This window comes from Mycolicibacterium houstonense (genome assembly GCF_900078665.2).
Taxonomy (GTDB): Bacteria; Actinomycetota; Actinomycetes; order Mycobacteriales; family Mycobacteriaceae; genus Mycobacterium; species Mycobacterium houstonense.
This window is the reverse complement of the sequence record NZ_LT546208.1, coordinates 480,103-496,379: the sequence shown is the minus strand read 5'-3', so window position 1 is coordinate 496,379 and position 16,277 is coordinate 480,103. Positions and strand designations below refer to the sequence as shown.

Below are 16,277 nucleotides of genomic sequence, written 5' to 3'. Positions count from 1 at the left end.
CTCAGTGGTGCCATTTGGTGCGGCCGTCGCCACGGTCTAGAAGCACCCGCAGTTCGGCTGACCAGCTGCGGGCCCGGCGGCGGTCCAGCACCGCGCGGATCGCGACGAGGACCAGGCCGCACAGCACTGCCGCGCCCAGCCATGCCGCCACCGCGGCGGCGGCGGCATAGCTTGCGGCGCTGTCGGCCGAGATGGGGGCGGGCACGCGACGTCCGGTCTGATCGACCCAGATCGGGATCGTGTCGCCGACCTCGTACAAGCGACTGGACTGCACCGAACCCGTGTGCGACGAGCCGTTGGCCGTCCAGGTGATGTCGACGATGGAGGAGCGGTCCTCCGTCATCGGCGTCGGGGTGGTGTCGGCGACGACGGTGGCTTCCACCTGGGTGCGGGTCTGCGCCTGGGTCTCGGCGGTGCGGACCACGGTGTCGTAGGTGTTCTGCCCGACATCGATCGCCTGCGGGATCACGCAAACGGCGACCACCGCGGCGAGGATCACGGCCCAGGCTTCGAGCCGGTCGGCGCCGCGGACGAGCGGGTTGCGGCCGAGCGCACGCAGCACCCACCACCGACGCCGACTGCTCCTCATGCAGCCCGTATCCCTCGTATCACGGCCACGTCTCCATGCTGGCACTGCGATGGCGAGGTAATCCAGCTCGGACCGGGTTCGCGAGGCGAACCTCACATGGCCGGTGAGGGGTGGGTGATCTACTGACGGGGTGAATCGTGAGACTTTTGACCATCTGTTCGACATGACCGACCGGACGGTGATCGTGACCGGCGGCACCCGTGGCATCGGTTTGGCTCTCGCCGAGGGCTTTACGCTCGCCGGCGCCCGGGTGGTTGTTGCCAGCCGCAAGGCCGACGCCTGCGACCGGGCGGCCGAGCATCTGCGCGAGCTCGGGGGACAGGCGATCGGGGTGCCCACACACAGCGGCAATATCGACGATCTCGGTGCGCTGGTGGAGCGCACTGTTGCCGAATTCGGCGGGGTCGACGTGGTGGTGAACAACGCCGCCAACGCGCTGGCGCAGCCATTGGGGCAGATGACGCCGGAGGCCTGGGCCAAGTCCTACGAGGTGAACCTGCGCGGGCCGGTGTTCCTGGTGCAGCACGCCCTGCCGCATCTGAAGGCCAGCTCCAAGGCCGCGGTGCTGAACCTGGTGTCGGTCGGCGCGTTCAACTTCGCCCCCGCGCTGTCCATCTATGCCTCGGGCAAGGCCGCGCTCATGTCCGTCACCCGGTCGATGGCCGCCGAGTTCGCCCCGCTGGGCATCCGGGTGAACGCGCTGGCGCCCGGACCCGTCGACACCGACATGATGCGCAACAACCCGCAGGAGGCCATCGAGCTCATGAAGGGCGGGACGTTGATGAAGCGGCTGGCCACCCCGGACGAGATGGTCGGCGCGGCCCTGCTGATGTGTTCGGACGCCGGCAGCTACATGACCGGGCAGGTGGTCATCGTCGACGGTGGCGGCACTCCGCGATGACTGCTCCGGTGTACGACGACTTCACCGTGCCGCTCGTGCTGCAGGGCGCGGACAGCACACGCGTGTGGCGCGGCCGGCGTCAGATTCTGACGATGTCGCCGGCGGGGATCACGTTCGAACGTCGCGGGAAGACGGTGCAGCTCGGGTGGCGCGATATCACCGGCATCGCCATGGTCAATATGAGCGGGTCCTTGCGAGTCGTCTTCAATGCGTGGGCCATCTGCGCGCCGGGTGCCGACGCGATCTACCCGCATGAGTTCGAGAAGGATTGGCCCACCGGGCAGATCGGGCGCTGGCTGGCGCACTATCGGCCCGATCTGGTGCTCCCGGCCGACGGAGCGATGTTGCCGTTCGGCATACCGCGTGAGTACTACCGGTGGGTCATCCCGTTCGCTGTGGCAGCCGGACTGGTGGGATCGTTCCTGGCGGCCAAGTCGCTTCTGGGTGGACTCGGCCTCATGGCGGCTATGGTCGTTCTCACGTTGCCGTTCACTTCGCCTCGGCGGTTTCGGATCGCGGGTGGCATCTTCATCACCGTCATGCTGGCTTGGCTGCTCGCGGTCGGCTTCCTGGCCCTCGTGCCGATCAACGGGAAGATGCTGTGACGCTCACCTGTGCTTGGTGAACCGATCGGACCCGCTCAGACTCCCGGTGCCGACCGACAGGATCTGGCTGCGGTTCTCGACGTGCAGTGCCGTCTCCAGGCAACCGGCATCGAGGTTGGCCCACAGCACCTGCTTGGTGGATTCCAGGCCGAATTTGCCGTAGCCGCAAAGCGTCTCGGCGACCTCGAGTGCCGCGCCGACCAGATCGGCGGTGTCGTCGACCACGCGGGTGACCAGGCCGAGCCGCAGTGCCTCGGTCGCGTCGACCGCACGCGCGGTCAGGATCAGGTCGAACGCCGGTCCCGCCCCGATGATCCGCGGCAGCGTGTAGCTCACCCCGATGTCGCAGCCGCCGATGCCCAGCTTGATGAACTGGGTGCAGAACTTCGCCGACGGGCCGGCGATGCGGATGTCGCTGGCGGCGGCCAGGGCGAAGCCACCGCCGTAGGCGGCGCCGTTCACCGCGGCGATGACGGGCTGGCGCAGCCGGTGCAGTTTGACGGTCAGGTTGGCGATCCGCTCCTGCCAGCGCATCCCCGAGCGGGGAAACTCCGTGCCACCACCGGCCTCGGGCGGGTTCGGGTCGCTCAGATCCAGGCCGGAACAGAAGCCGCGTCCGGCGCCGGTGAGCACGACGACCCGGCACTCGTTGTTGGCCGCGATCGCGTCGAGCGTGGCATGGAGCGCCTCGACCAGTTCGAAGGACAGCGCGTTGAGTTTGTCGGGCCGGTTGAGCGTGATGACGGCGATGTCGGGTCGCGGGTAGGCGAGATCGAGCGGTTCTGCGAGGGACATGAGCGGACCCTAGCCGCTGCTGTGCCACCCGTTGACGCCAACGGCGATCATCCGTAGTTGCTTGACCGCGGTGCGGTGGATGGCCGCGACGGATTGCGCGTCTCCTGCGTCTTCGAGGTTCTCCGCGATCGAGATCATCGCGTTCACGAACAGGTTGGCCAGGATGTTGAGATCCTCGCTGCTCCAGTCCTTGAGCGCGGGGAAGCGGGCCAGGTCGATCGCGAGTTCGGAGGTGATCAGCCGGATCTCGGTGCGAATGGCGTAGCGCAGCACCGATACTCCGCTGGACCGTTCGCGGGCGATGAACCGCCAGTGTTCGCGTCGGTCGTTGAAGCTGCCGATCAGGATCTCGGCCGAGGATTCGATGACGTGGTGCGGGTCGAGCTTGCCGACCCTGGCGCCGCGCAGCATGTCACGCAGGGAGCGGAACGACTCGTCGATGAGCACCAGGCCGAGGGCGTCCATCGAGTCGAAGTGCCGGTAGAAGGCTGCGGGCACGATGCCCGCCTCCCGGGTCACCTCGCGTAGCGACAGCGCGCTGAAGCTGCGGTCCTCCAGGAGCGTGAGGGCCGCGGTGATGATGGCGCGGCGGGTGGCCTCTTTGCGTTCTTCCCGGGACAGCGTCTCGCGCGAACGCGATGCCGACTCCGGCTTTCGTGTTCGTGACGTGGATGTTCGTGAATTGGGCGTACGTCTGTTCACTGATGTGAACCCTACCACTTGCAGCAATTTTGTCGTTGACAGAGTCGGGTGTGCACGCGCACTGTGTACACATGTTCACTCAAACATTGACGAAGCGAGTGCTAGCCGCACCGCGGATGAGTGCGCTCGCGAACCTGCTGACCGGCCCCCACGGGATAGACCGGTACACCGAGCTGGTCGAACCGACCTGGACCCGCGGCGATGCCCGCGCCAAGGTGGTGGCAGTGCGGCGGCAGACGTCGCGCAGCGTCACCCTGACCCTGGAACCCAACGACGCGTTCACCGGGTTCCGGGCCGGCCAGCACATCAACCTTTCCGTCGAGATCAACGGCCGACGTCGCACCCGGTGTTATTCGCCCGCCAGCGCCGAGGGGTCCGGTTCGATCGAGTTGACCATCGGCCGCCACGACGGTGGCCTGGTCTCGACCTACCTGTGCGACCACGCGTACCCGGGAATGGTGCTCGGCCTCGACTCCGTCGGCGGCGATTTCGTCCTGCCCGAGGTGCTGCCGCGGCGCATCCTGTTCGTCTCCGGTGGCAGCGGCATCACGCCGGTGCTGTCCATGCTCCGCACCTTGCGTGCACAGGCGTTCACCGGCGAGATCGCGTTCCTGCATTACGCGCGCGGCGCCGAGGAGGCCTGTTACCGCACCGAACTGGCGGCCATGCGGGGGGTGCGGGTGCTGCACGGCTACACCCGAGACGGGGCGGCCGGCGATCTCGACGGCTACTTCGGCCCGGCGCATCTTGAGGCCGCGTTCCCCGGTGTCGCTCCCGACGCGGTGTTCGTCTGCGGGCCGCCGGCCCTCGTCGACGCCGTGCGCGAACTCTGCCCGGATGCCCGGTCGGAGAGCTTCGTACCGCCGGTGTTCGGCGTCCCGGCCGAAGCGACCGGCGGAACGATCGCGTTCACGGCCAGTGGCATCGAGGCCACCGACGACGGGCAGACCCTGCTCGCGCAGGCCGAGGCCGCCGGCCTCAATCCCGAGAGCGGATGCCGCATGGGTATCTGCCACAGCTGCACCCGGTTCAAGACCCGTGGCGCGGTGCGCAATCTGATCACGGGCGCGGTCTCCGCCGCCGATTGCGAAGAAATCCAGATCTGCGTCACCGCCCCCGTCGGTGACGTCGCCATCGACCTCTGAAGTCTCTGACGAAAGGACGTGCCATGTCCGACAAGACCTACACCCTGACCCCCGAACAGTTCGAAGAGTTCGGCCGCGAGCTTGACGTCATCCGCGAGAAGGCGATCGCCGATCTCGGCGAACGCGACGCCACCTACATCCGCGACATCATCAAGATGCAGCGCAAGCTTGAGGTCGGTGGGCGCGCACTGCTGTTCCTTCCGCCGGCCTGGCCGGTCGGCACTGTGATGCTCGGGCTGTCGAAGATCCTCGACAACATGGAGATCGGCCACAACGTCATGCACGGCCAGTACGACTGGATGGGCGATCCGGCATTGCGCGGCCAGAACTTCGAATGGGACTCGGCCTGCCCGTCCAACCAGTGGCGGCACTCGCACAACTACATGCACCACACCTACACCAACATCGTCGACATGGACCGCGACATCGGCTACGGCATCCTCCGGATGAGCGAGGACCAGAAGTGGACGCCGTACTACCTGGGTAATCCCTTGTACGCCTTCCTGTTGATGGTGTTCTTCCAGTACGGCGTGGCCCTGCACGAGCTGGAGACCGAGCGCATCCGCTCCGGTGAGATCAAGCTGCGGGACAAGAAGGACATGCTGCGCGAGATGTGGGCCAAGGTCCGCAAGCAGACCGTTAAGGACTATGTGGCGTTCCCGTTGCTGGCCGGGCCGTTCGCGCCATTCGTGTTCGCGGGCAACATGACCGCGAACCTGATGCGTAACGTCTGGTCCTACACCATCATCTTCTGCGGTCATTTCCCGGAGGGCACTCACGAGTTCACCATCGAGGAGACCCAGAACGAGACGCGCGGTCAGTGGTACTACCGCCAGCTGCTCGGTTCGGCGAACCTGTCCGGCGGCAAGTGGTTCCACATCTTCAGCGGCAATCTGTCGTTCCAGATCGAACACCACCTGTTCCCGGATATCCCGGCGCACCGTTACGCCGAGATCTCGGGTGAGGTCAAGGAGATCTGCCAGCGCTACGGTCTGCCGTACAACACCGGCCCGATCCACAAGCAGTTCGCTTCGGTGGTGCGCAAGATCGTGCGACTTGCCTTTCCATGGGGCGGCAAGCCCAAGGATCCCGAGCCGGTGGAGAAGGAGACCGTGGTGAACGAGCCGGCGCCGGAACCAGTTTCGCAGCCGATCTGTGAGCCTGAACTCGTCAACTGCTGACCGGCAGGCTGCACTGCAACAGCACCGTGTCCAGCCATCGTCCGTGTTTGTACCCGACCGCGCGCAGTCGCCCGGCCTCGACGAAGCCGTGCTTGCGGTGCAGGGCAAGGGAAGCCGCCGCATCGTCGGTGTCGACCACCACGGCGATGACCTCACGGATGCCCGCCGCCGTGCAGCCGGCCAGCAGTCCTTGCAGCAGCAGGGTTCCGATCCCGTAACCGGCTGACTGCGGTGCCAGGTAGATCGAGTTCTCGACGGTGTGCCGATACGCCGGCCGCAACTTCCAGGGCGCACAGTACGCGTAGCCGACGATCACTCCGTCGAGTACCGCTGTGAGGAAGGGCAATTCCCGTTCACGGGCCGTCGCCAGCCGACGATCCCACTCGGCGCGATCCGGCGGAGTCAGCTCGAAGGTGGCGACGCCGGTCTCGACGTGGTGGGCATAGATGGTGCTGATCGCGTCCAGGTCATCCGATGACGTAGGGCGGACGACAGCGTTGGTCATGTTCTCACCCTAGGCGAGGGGCACCGGCGGGTGGCGCAGGAGGTTGCCCAGGTGCTACCCGTGACTCGCGGCGGGTAATCGCGCGTTACCCAACCGTTCAGAAGGGTGGTGGTGGTCCGTATTCTTCGGCGAGCCAGGCTTGGTAGGCGCGTTCGTGTGCGAGGTCGTTGTTGAGTTCGGCGCGTAGGCGGCGTTCTTCGGCGATGCGGTCTTGTTGGTCTTGTTCGCGGGTCCGTGTGCGTTTGGGCATCTTCGCGCCGCGGTTCGGCCCGTGCGCGGGTGGTTCGGGATGGGTGAGGTCCCCGGTCGGGCCGGCCAAGTCGGGAAACAGTGCGGCGCCGTGGGGTTCGGTGGTGTAGGTGTGGCCGGTGGGTGTGGTGATTTCGACGGTGCCGTCGGGGTATTGGCGGTCGGTCCAGCCGGGGCAGAACGTTTTGATCAGGTGGTGGACGCGGCAGTAGAGCTTGGTGTTGGACGGGTGGGTGGGCCCTTGCGGCCAGGGTGTGGTGTGGTCAACATCGCAGCGCGCCGCGGGGGCGTTGCAGCCGGGGAATCGGCATGTCAGGTCACGCCAACGGATGAACTCCGACAAGGCGACCGACGGGCGGTACCCGGGCTCGGCGTCCGGTTCGGTGGGCCCGACAGGCCCAGTCGGCCCAGTCGGTTCGGTCGGCCCGGCAGGTTCGGTCGGCCCAGCCGGTTCGGTGGATTGGGCCTGTGCGTTGGGTACGCGCAGCGGCTTGATCTTGGCGTGGGCGGCCAGATCCCGCACCGTCTCGGCGGGCACGATGCCATACCCCAGCAGATATCCGGGAGCGTTCGAGGTGCCGTCGACGGTGGCCTGCTCGGCGAGCAGGTGAAGCATCGCCGCATCAGCAGCGGCCCGCTGTTGTGCGGCGGGGCAGTCGTCACGACCGCACCGGCACGACAGGTGGGCTTGCAACCTGGCCAGCGGACCGATCGCGTCCGCGCGCCGTTGTTCGCGGGTGCGCGGATCGTGGTCGCACACCGTGGCGGCCAGGGCATCCAATCGTTGATCGAGCGCCACCGCGTCGGCGGCGTCGATGTTGGCCCAGATGGTGGATTTGCCGGGGCTGCCCGGTTCGATCTGGACGAACCGTTCTTCGGTGAGGTCGGGTGGGACCCGTTGCCCGTTGGGGTCGAGTTTGGCGACCCACTGATCGACCCGATCACGTAACTGCCGTTCGGACAGTCGCATCCAGCGGTGGGCGCGGGCGGCCAGTTCGGTATCCAACCCGGCCCACACCGACGAATCGACGATCCCGGTGCGGGTGATGATCATCCGTATCACCCGGTAGTCGATGTCGCCGACGGCGAACCGGGCCGCGACTTGGGGCAGTTTGTCGCGCAGTACTCGGGCGTGGTGTATCTGGGTGCCGGCGCGGCCCCTACTGATCCGCATTGCTGCTGAGATTTCGGCGGCCACCTCTTCGAACGGATCGGTGCGCCACAAGATCGAATCGATCAGTTCGTGTTCGCGCAGGGAGTCCAGTGCTCCGATGGCGGCCAGTCGGGCGGCGATGGCCACCGATTCGGCGCGGGCGGCCGCACTGATCTGGTCGATCAGCTCCGCAGCGGAATCAATCTCGAACATGTGTTCGATATTACCCCGCTCCACTGACATTTTGTGGAAGAGTCGCAGGTTTGTGGAGGGCTGCGGCCACGGTCGGGGCGGACGAAAATTCCTGCCCCCGTCAGCCGTGAATGATCCCGCTTCTGCACCGCGACATCAGGTTTGGCACACCGGGCACCAGTACGTCACCCGCTCGCCGGCCGAGTCAGTCTGGATCAACGTCCCGCACCGGCGGCACGGTTCACCGGCGCGGCCGTACACCCACAGCTGCCGGCCGGGGCGGGTATCTCCGGTGGTGGTGCGGTTCCAGCGGGACCTGTTGAGCCAGAGCATGTCCCGCGCACGTTGCACGACGCGCAACGGATCGGCCAGCGAGCTCACCGGAGACGTCGGTAAGCGGCCGAACACGAAACACAGTTCGTTGCAATAGACATTGCCGACCCCGGCCATCACCCGCTGATCGAGTAGGGCGGGTGCCAGGGCACGGTCCGGTTCGGCGGTCAGATTGGCGGCCGCGGTGCGCGGATCCCAGTCCGGCCCGAGGAGATCCGGACCGAGGTGCGCCACGGCGGCGACGTCATTCTCCCGGTCCAGGACTTCCAGTACGCCCAGATCGATGCCAGTGGCCCGGCTGTCGGCAGTCTCGAGCACGATGCGGATGCGATGCGCCGCACCCTTGGGCCAGCCGATCCGCCAACTGCCCTCCATCTTCAGGTGGGAGTGAATGCTGGCCGGGCCAACCCGGATGAACAGATGCTTACCCCGGCTGAGCACCTCATCGACCACCTGCCCGGTCAGATCGACCGTGGCGTAGCGGGGAACCCGAATATCGCAGCGCGTCAGCGTTTTTCCCACCAGCGCGGCGCGCAGTGCCGTGGCGGTGTGAAAGACGGTGTCGCCCTCGGGCATGGTGCCATTGAACCAGTTGGGGGGAACGGTGGCGGTCGCGCGATGGCATAATCGGGTCCGTGATCGATCATCGACTCAGCGGGAAGGGCGTTCCCGCCCTCCAGTGAGCGGCGCGGAGGCGCCGCATCCGGCGCCTCGCATTCGCACCCGTAAAGAGATCCACCGGCAGCGGCGCTCGGGCCGTCACCAATGCTGGAACCACATCATCGTCGCCCCGCTGTGGCCGAAGCACGGAGTGAATCTCGGCACGCTGCTCCGTACGTGCGACGCCGTGGGCGCATGTATGGCCGTACCCCGGCTGCCGTGGGTGCCTGAGGCTCTCCGCAAAGGAAATACCCTGCGGCACAGATCCTGCGTTCACTGGATCTATCGCGACGTCATCGGATGGCTGGACAAGCAGCGGGAGCGATCGGCTCACATCGTCGGCGTCGAACTCACCGACGAGTCGATCCGGCTGGCGGACCTGTCCGCGGCCCGCGCCCGCACGGTGGTGGTTCTGGGCAACGAGGGCAGCGGCATACCGTCCGACGCGATGGAGCGGCTCGATCTTGCCGTGGAGATTCCGATGGTGGGCACCGGCCACAGCCTCAACGTCGCTGTCGCGGGATCGCTCGTGCTGTACAAGGTGGCGGGCCTCCTGTGAGGCCGTCTACCTCAGCCGCAGCCCACGTGGGGTGCGGGAGAAGCCCGCGCCGATCAGCGCGTCCTGCACGGTGGCGCGGTCCTCGTCGACCCCGGGATCGAGCACCGCCACGCCGTTGATCCGCTCCACCAGGAGGGCAGGCATACGTCCGGTGCTCACCAGGTCGGCCAGCGCTCCCGCGGCCACCCGCTGGGTCTCGGCGTCAGCGGTGAAACTGAGCAGCGAGCGTCCGCCGCGCTCCAGGAACCACACCAATTGTCCGTCTACCAGGGCGACCAGGGCACCGGCCTTGCGGCCGGGGCGATGCGCGGTGTCGGATTCGGCCGAGGAGGGCCAGGCCAGGGCGGCCCCGTACGGATTGGCCGGATCGGTGGCCGCAAGGACGACGGCGTGGTACTCGGGCCGGTGCGGATCGACGCCGTCGAGGTAGGACCGCAACCGGTCGACGGTCGAGGCCGCCGCGAACTGTGCGCCGCCCAGCGATTCGACGAAATACCCGCGCTGGCAGCGGCCGGCATCCTCGAACGCGCTCAGCACCTTGTACAGCGTGGCGAACCCGCCCGGCACCCCTTCGGCGGCCGCTGCGCCCTTGGTGAGCACCCCGTGCCGGTTCAGCAGCAACTCCGCCTGGAAATGAGCCCGCACCGTCGAATCGAGCTCTGCGGCAGGCAGCGCCGACCACCGGCCGGACACCATCGGATCGGCCGCGCGGCTGTGCGGGCGGGCGACGCTGTAGCGGCTGAGCCGCGGCNGGGTACCGGACCGCCGCGGTCCCGACAGCATGGCCCGTACCGGAGCGAAGGTGTCACCGGTGACCCATCCGGCCCAGATCAGTTCCCACAGCGCGGTTTTCAGCTCGGACTCGGGGGCCTGATCGGTGAGTTGCCGGAAGAAGTACGCGCCGCCGTGACCCAGCGTCTCCATGATCGCGCGGTGGGTATCGGTGAACTCGATCTCGGCCGGTGCGGGCAGGGTCAGGGGTGCGGTCTCGGCCAGATGGAGCGCCACCCAGCCGTCACTGCCGCCGATCTGCCCGGCCCCCGACCACATGACCTCCCCGGAGGCCAGCAGCTCATCGAGCATGGACGGCTGATAACCACGCACTCGCTGTCCGAGCACCAGCGATTCCAGCGCCGACGCGGGGATCAGCACCCCGGACAGTTGCTCGACCACGGCGGCCAACCCGTCGATCCCCGAACTGTGCGTGGAACCCACGTGCTGCCAGGACGGCAGGAAGCGACCGTAGGCGGCCGTGCTGACCGGCTCGACCTGGGCGCGCAGCGCCGCCAGCGAACGACGGCGCAGGATCCGCAGCACCTCGGCGTCACACCACTGGTCGCCAGACCGATCATCAACGAATTCTCCGCGCACCAACCGGCCGTCGACGGCCATGCGGCCCAGCACATCTGCCGTCACCCGCAGACCGAGCCCGAAGCGGGCAGCCACCTCGGTGGTGGTGAACGGCCCATGGGTGCGGGCGTAGCGGCCGATCAGGTCGCCGAGCGGATCGTCGACGGATTCGGTGAACGCCGCGGGCACCCCGACCGGCACGGGTGCGCCGACGCCGTCGCGCAACAACCCGATGTCTTCCACGGCGGCCCACCACGTCCGCCCGGCATAGGTCACCGGCAGGGCGCGTTTGGCGGCCTGCAACCCGTCGAGCCAGCCACCGATGGCGTCGGTGGTCGCGCGTGCGGCGATCTCGGCCTCGGTGAGCGGGCCGAGCATCCGCAGCAGGTCGGTCACTGCCTCGGCGTCGCGGGCCGCGCGCTCCTCGGTGAGGTGCTGCAACTGTGCCGACGTGGCCGCCACGACCGCCGGGTCCAGCAGCTCGCGGAGCTCCACCCGGCCCAGGAGTTCAGACAGCAGCACGGTGTCCAGCGCCAGCGCGGCGGCCCGCCGTTCGGCCAGTGGGCTGTCGCCCTCGTACATGAACGCGCCGACATAGCCGAACAGCAGCGAGGCCGCGAACGGCGACGGGGTAGCGGTTTCCACCTCGACCACCCGCAGCCGGCGTTGTGCCACCCGGCGCATCAGCTCGGTCAGGGCCGGGACGTCGTAGACGTCCTGCAGGCATTCGCGCACCGTTTCCAGGATGATCGGGAAGTCCGGGTACTTGCGGGCGATGTCGAGGAGTTGCGAGGCGCGCTGTCGTTGATGCCACAGCGGCGAACGCTTGCCGGGGTGTCTACGCGGCAGCAGCAGGGCCCGGGCAGCGCATTCGCGGAATCGCGACGCGAACAACGCCGACCCGCCCACCTCAGCGGTCACGATCGGTTCGATCTCGTCGGCGTCGAACACGAAAAGGTCGGCGCCCGGCGGGTTCTCGCCGGTGTCGGGCAACCGCACGATGATGCCGTCGTCGGAGGCGGTGGGCTTCTCGTCGATGCCGTAGCGCTCCTGTAGCCGGCGGCCCACGGCCAGGGCCAGCGGCCCGTGCACCCGCAGCCCGTACGGGGAGTGCAGGATCACCCGCCAGTCGCCCAGCTCGTCACGGAAGCGCTCCACCACGAACGTGCTGTCGCTGGGCACCACGCCGGTGGCCTCGCGCTGATCGTGCAGCAGCCGGTACAGGTTGTCGGTCGCGAAACCGGCGAAACCCATTGCCTGGCAGCGCTGGTCGAACTGGGCGCGACCGAGGGTGGCCAGCTCCCCGGTGAACGCGCCGACCGCGGCGCCGAGCTCGGCGGGGCGGCCCACGCTGTCACCGCGCCAGAACGGCAGCCGGGCGGGTTGTCCCGGAGCCGGGATGACGAGCACCCGGTCATGGGTGATCTCGGTGATCCGCCAGCTGGTGGCGCCCAGTGAGATGACATCGCCGGGGCGGGATTCGTAGACCATCTCCTCGTCGAGTTCGCCCACCCGCGACGGCTTTTCGGAGTCCGTGGCCAGGTAGACGGTGAACAGGCCCCGGTCGGGGATCGCCCCGCCGGAGGTGACGGCCAGGCGTTGCGCTCCGGGGCGTCCGGTCAGCGTTCCGGTGTCGCGGTCATACACCAGTCGCGGCCGGAGCTCGGCGAACTCGGTGGACGGGTACTTGCCGGACAACAGGTCCAGCGTCGCCTCGAACGCGCTGCGCGGCAGCGTGGCGAACGGGGCGCTGCGCCGCACCGCGTCGAACCAGGCGTCGGCGTTGACCGGTTCCAGGGCCGCCACCGCCACGGTGTGCTGGGCCAGCACGTCGAGCGGGTTGGCGGGCACGTGCATGGTCTCGATGTCACCGGAGCGCATGCGCTGCACCGTCACCGCGCAGCCGATCAGGTCGGTGCGGTGCTTGGGGAACAGCACGCCCTGCGAGATCTCGCCGACCTGATGCCCGGCCCGCCCGATGCGCTGCAGCCCACTGGCCACCGACGGGGGTGACTCCACCTGGATCACCAGATCGACCGCGCCCATGTCGATGCCGAGCTCCAGGCTGGAGGTGGCGACCACGGCACGCAGGCGGCCGGATTTGAGATCGTCCTCGACCTGGGCGCGCTGTTCCTTGCTGACCGAACCGTGGTGCGCCCGGGCCAGCAGCGTCGGCGCGCCGTTGGCCTGGCCGCTGGCCATGAGCTGGGCCGGTGCACCGCCGCCGACCTCCGGGTTGTGATCGAGTGACAGCTCGATGCCGGAACGCTCGGCATGGATCTCGTTGAGGCGGGAGGTCAGGCGCTCGGCGAGCCGGCGGGAGTTGGCGAACACGATCGAGGACCGGTGCGCCTCGATCAGGTCGACGATGCGCTCCTCGACATCGGGCCAGATGCTGTTGTTGTCGAGGTTGGCCATGTCCGGCACCGGAACCTGCACCGACAGGTCGAAGGTTTTCCCGGCCGGCGGCGCGACGATGGTGGTGGGGGCCTGCCCGGACAGGAATCGGGCCACCTCTTCCGGAGGCCGCACGGTGGCCGAGAGCCCGATCCGCTGGGCCGGCCGGTCCAGGATCTGGTCGAGCCGCTCCAGCGAAAGGGCCAGGTGCGCACCGCGTTTGGTGGCGGCGACGGCATGGACCTCGTCGACGATCACCGTCCGCACCGTGGCCAGCGTCTCGCGCGCCGCCGAGGTGAGCATCAAAAACAGCGACTCGGGCGTGGTGATCAGGATGTCGGGTGGCTTGCTCAACATCGCGCGACGCTGGTTGGGCGGGGTGTCACCGGAGCGCACACCGACGCTGATGGACGGAGCCGGCACCCCGTGGCGCTCGGCGACCCGGGTGATCCCGGTCAACGGGGTGCGCAGGTTGCGTTCGACGTCGACGGCCAGCGCCTTGAGCGGCGAGACGTAGAGCACCGTCGTGCCGGAGCGGGGATCGGGCGGGAGCTGGGCGAGCTCGTCGATGGCCCATAGGAACGCGGCCAGCGTCTTGCCTGACCCGGTCGGCGCGATGACCAGCGTGTTGTGCCCCTCGGCGATGGCCGACCAGGCCTGGGCCTGCGCGGCCGTCGGTGCCGGGAAGGCAGCCGTGAACCACTCCCGGGTCAGCGCGCTGAACCGGGCCAGCGGATCGGCCGGTGTGGTGGTCATCTAGCCATCCTGCCGCGAGGCACCGACAAGTCGGCGCTGTGTGCTACCGGGACTCCGGCGCAGCCGCGCGAACCAGCTCGGACGGCAGCCCCGGCACCCGCCCGACCGCGTCGAGCAGGGCGTGCGCGCACGAATCGGCGACGAACCCCGCGTCGATCGACGGGTCCTTGAGCCGTTGCCGGCACATCTCGAAGGTCAGGGCCAGCCAGCCGTAGACGGTGGCCCGCAGATCGCGCTCGACCTTGGCGTCCAGCGGCTCGGAGACCGCCTCGGCGATCCGGCTCATGATCCGGTCGGCTTGGCGGTCGTTGTCGATGTCGTCGACCCCGCGCAGCACCGGGTCGGTGCGCCCCATCCCCATGTACGCCGCCCACGCGCCGTGCGGGTGTTCCTCGTCGTAACGCAGGTAGGCCAGCACTCCGGCGCGTAGCTGGCCGAACAGGCTCTGACCCGGTTCGGGCGGGGTGCTGGTGGCCTCGAACAGCCGCTCGCCCTCGGCGCGGACGACAGCGGCGAAGAAGGCCCGCTTGTCGGGGAAGTAGTGATACATCAGGGCCCGCGAGACCCCGGCGCGCTCGGCGATCTCGTCGATGCGGACCTCGTCGTACGGCCGCTGGCCGAACACCTCGGCTCCCAGCGCCAGCAGCTCGTTGCGTCTGTCGGCGGGGGAGAGCCGGCGTCTCGACTCGGCACCCACGCCTGCAGCCTAACGTGGCGGATCGTCATCTCGGCGAAGCCTGGCGGCGCCGCGCCGGATCCTTACTTGACACATGTATAACAGTGCCGGAATCCTGGTGACATGACCGTCGTGGGCGCACGAACCTCGTCCGGGCAGCGGTACCCGAAACTGCCCCACCCGCCGCGTCGCGTCCCACTGCTCGGGGATGTCCTCAGCCTGCAGCCGGATTCCTCGATGCAGAACGCGATGGGCATGGCCGAGTTGGGGCCCATCTGCGAGTTCCGGTTCCTTGGGGCCCGGTACGTGGTGGCCGCCGGGGCCGACGCGGTCGCCGACCTCAATGACGAGTCCCGATTCTGCAAGCACGTCGGCCCCGACATCGAGGCGCTCCGGATCGTCGGCGGCGACGGGCTGTTCACCGCCTACAACGACGAACCGAACTGGCTCAAGGCCCATGAGCTGCTGATGCCGGCGTTCAGTCAGGCCGCCATGCGCCGCTATCACGCCGTGATGTTCGACGTCGCGGGAGAGCTGACGGACCGATGGGATCAGCGTGCCGAGGCCGGCGAGGCCGTCGACGTCTCGGCCGACGCCACCAGGGTCACCTTGGAGACCATCGGGCGGTGCGCGGCCGGCTATTCGTTCGGGTGCTTCCAGCGCGACGCGCTGCATCCGTTCGTCGCGCACATGGTGTCAGCGCTCCTGGCGTCGGACCGCCTCGGGGTGCTGCGCGAAACCTTCTTGCCCGCGTTCATCTACCGGCGCTACGAGCGCCGGGTCCGCCGCGACGCGCAGTACCTGCACGCGCTGGCCGACGACATCGTCGCGATGCGGCGCGCACAGCCATCGGGCGGTCAGGACGACCTGCTGCAGATCATGCTCGAGTCTGATCTCGATGCCGCCAACATCCGCTACCAGCTGATCAACTTCCTCATCGCCGGGCATGAAACCACCTCGGGCGCATTGTCGTTCGCGCTGTATTTCCTGTCGCGGCATCCCGAGGTGTTCGCCAGGGCCCGCGCCGAGGTGGACGAGGTGTGGGGCGACGAACCCCGGCCCGAGTTCGAGAAGATCGCCAAACTGCGCTATGTCCGGCGGGTTCTCGACGAGTCGCTGCGGTTGCAGCCGACGGTGCCCGCCTACTACCGCGCAGCGCGCGAGGACACCGTGCTGGCCGGAATTCACCCGATGCGCAAGGGCGACTGGGCATTGGCGTTGACCTCCACGCTGCACCGCGACCCGCGGTGGGGGCCCGACCCGGAGGCATTCGACCCGGACCGGTTCACCCCGGAGCAGATGCGGGCCCGCCCCGCTGGCCTGTACAAGCCGTTCGGCACCGGCGAAAGATCCTGCATCGGTAGGCAGTTCGCGCTGCACGAGGCGGTACTGATGTTGGCGGTCCTGGTGCGCCGCTACGACCTGATCGCCGATCCGGAGTACACGCTGCAGATCCAGGAGCGCCTGACGATGATGCCGTCCGGGTTCCGGCTGACGCTGCGGCGACGCTAGCCGGGCCATAGCGGGCG

14 protein-coding genes are annotated in these 16,277 nt (G+C 68.2%); 6 read left to right on the top strand and 8 right to left on the bottom strand.

Going from position 1 to position 16,277, the window contains the following annotated elements:
• Window position 1: 1 nt before the first annotated feature.
• Window positions 2–589 carry an Rv1733c family protein gene (locus tag BN4332_RS30480; protein ID WP_066903688.1) on the bottom strand — a complete coding sequence of 196 codons (588 nt, stop codon included), beginning with the start codon at window positions 587–589 and terminating at the stop codon, window positions 2–4.
• A 130-nt stretch (window positions 590–719) separates the two neighbouring features.
• Here BN4332_RS30480 and BN4332_RS30475 point away from each other — a divergent pair, with 130 nt between their 5' ends.
• Both BN4332_RS30475 and BN4332_RS30470 read left to right on the top strand, forming a co-directional pair.
• A complete protein-coding gene (locus BN4332_RS30475) occupies window positions 720–1,490 on the top strand; it encodes an SDR family NAD(P)-dependent oxidoreductase (RefSeq protein ID WP_066903686.1) in 771 nt (256 codons plus the stop codon).
• Window positions 1,487–2,095: a hypothetical protein gene (locus tag BN4332_RS30470; protein ID WP_066903684.1), complete on the top strand. Its 609-nt coding sequence runs from the start codon at window positions 1,487–1,489 to the stop codon at window positions 2,093–2,095. Before BN4332_RS30475 ends, BN4332_RS30470 begins: the two co-directional genes overlap by 4 nt.
• A gap of 3 nt (window positions 2,096–2,098) precedes the next feature.
• Here the strand turns inward: BN4332_RS30470 and BN4332_RS30465 are convergent, their stop codons facing one another.
• Complete coding sequence (locus tag BN4332_RS30465; protein ID WP_066903682.1) at window positions 2,099–2,890, bottom strand: enoyl-CoA hydratase/isomerase family protein; 792 nt, start codon at window positions 2,888–2,890, stop codon at window positions 2,099–2,101.
• A gap of 9 nt (window positions 2,891–2,899) precedes the next feature.
• A complete protein-coding gene (locus BN4332_RS30460; RefSeq protein ID WP_066903680.1) occupies window positions 2,900–3,592 on the bottom strand; it encodes a TetR family transcriptional regulator in 693 nt (230 codons plus the stop codon).
• 71 nt (window positions 3,593–3,663) lie between these two features.
• Here BN4332_RS30460 and BN4332_RS30455 point away from each other — a divergent pair, with 71 nt between their 5' ends.
• Both BN4332_RS30455 and BN4332_RS30450 read left to right on the top strand, forming a co-directional pair.
• On the top strand, window positions 3,664–4,737 hold the full coding sequence (locus tag BN4332_RS30455; RefSeq protein ID WP_066903678.1) for a ferredoxin reductase: 1,074 nt from the start codon (window positions 3,664–3,666) through the stop codon (window positions 4,735–4,737).
• Window positions 4,738–4,760: 23 nt separating this feature from the next.
• Window positions 4,761–5,918 carry a fatty acid desaturase family protein gene (locus BN4332_RS30450; protein WP_066903676.1) on the top strand — a complete coding sequence of 386 codons (1,158 nt, stop codon included), beginning with the start codon at window positions 4,761–4,763 and terminating at the stop codon, window positions 5,916–5,918.
• On the opposite strand, the gene BN4332_RS30445 is transcribed toward BN4332_RS30450, so the two are convergent.
• The 3 genes from BN4332_RS30445 to nei2 form a co-directional block, all read right to left on the bottom strand.
• Window positions 5,908–6,423, bottom strand: coding sequence for a GNAT family N-acetyltransferase (locus BN4332_RS30445; protein WP_066903674.1), 516 nt, complete (start codon window positions 6,421–6,423; stop codon window positions 5,908–5,910). The two genes, BN4332_RS30450 and BN4332_RS30445, sit on opposite strands and share 11 nt — an antisense overlap.
• Before the next feature lie 97 nt (window positions 6,424–6,520).
• On the bottom strand, window positions 6,521–8,038 hold the full coding sequence (locus BN4332_RS30440) for an HNH endonuclease signature motif containing protein (protein ID WP_066903672.1): 1,518 nt from the start codon (window positions 8,036–8,038) through the stop codon (window positions 6,521–6,523).
• A gap of 135 nt (window positions 8,039–8,173) precedes the next feature.
• A complete protein-coding gene (gene nei2 / locus BN4332_RS30435) occupies window positions 8,174–8,926 on the bottom strand; it encodes an endonuclease VIII Nei2 (RefSeq protein ID WP_066903670.1) in 753 nt (250 codons plus the stop codon).
• A gap of 103 nt (window positions 8,927–9,029) precedes the next feature.
• Between nei2 and BN4332_RS30430 the strand changes: the two genes are divergently transcribed.
• On the top strand, window positions 9,030–9,569 hold the full coding sequence (locus BN4332_RS30430; RefSeq protein ID WP_066903668.1) for a TrmH family RNA methyltransferase: 540 nt from the start codon (window positions 9,030–9,032) through the stop codon (window positions 9,567–9,569).
• Window positions 9,570–9,575: 6 nt separating this feature from the next.
• On the opposite strand, the gene BN4332_RS30425 is transcribed toward BN4332_RS30430, so the two are convergent.
• A complete protein-coding gene (locus BN4332_RS30425; protein ID WP_066903666.1) occupies window positions 9,576–14,072 on the bottom strand; it encodes an ATP-dependent helicase in 4,497 nt (1,498 codons plus the stop codon).
• Between the two features lie 43 nt (window positions 14,073–14,115).
• Complete coding sequence (locus BN4332_RS30420) at window positions 14,116–14,769, bottom strand: TetR/AcrR family transcriptional regulator (RefSeq protein WP_066903664.1); 654 nt, start codon at window positions 14,767–14,769, stop codon at window positions 14,116–14,118.
• A 102-nt stretch (window positions 14,770–14,871) separates the two neighbouring features.
• On the opposite strand from BN4332_RS30420, the gene BN4332_RS30415 reads away from it, so the two are divergent.
• Window positions 14,872–16,260 (top strand): cytochrome P450, encoded by a 1,389-nt coding sequence (locus tag BN4332_RS30415; protein ID WP_066903662.1) that lies wholly within the window; start codon window positions 14,872–14,874, stop codon window positions 16,258–16,260.
• Window positions 16,261–16,277: the final 17 nt, after the last annotated feature.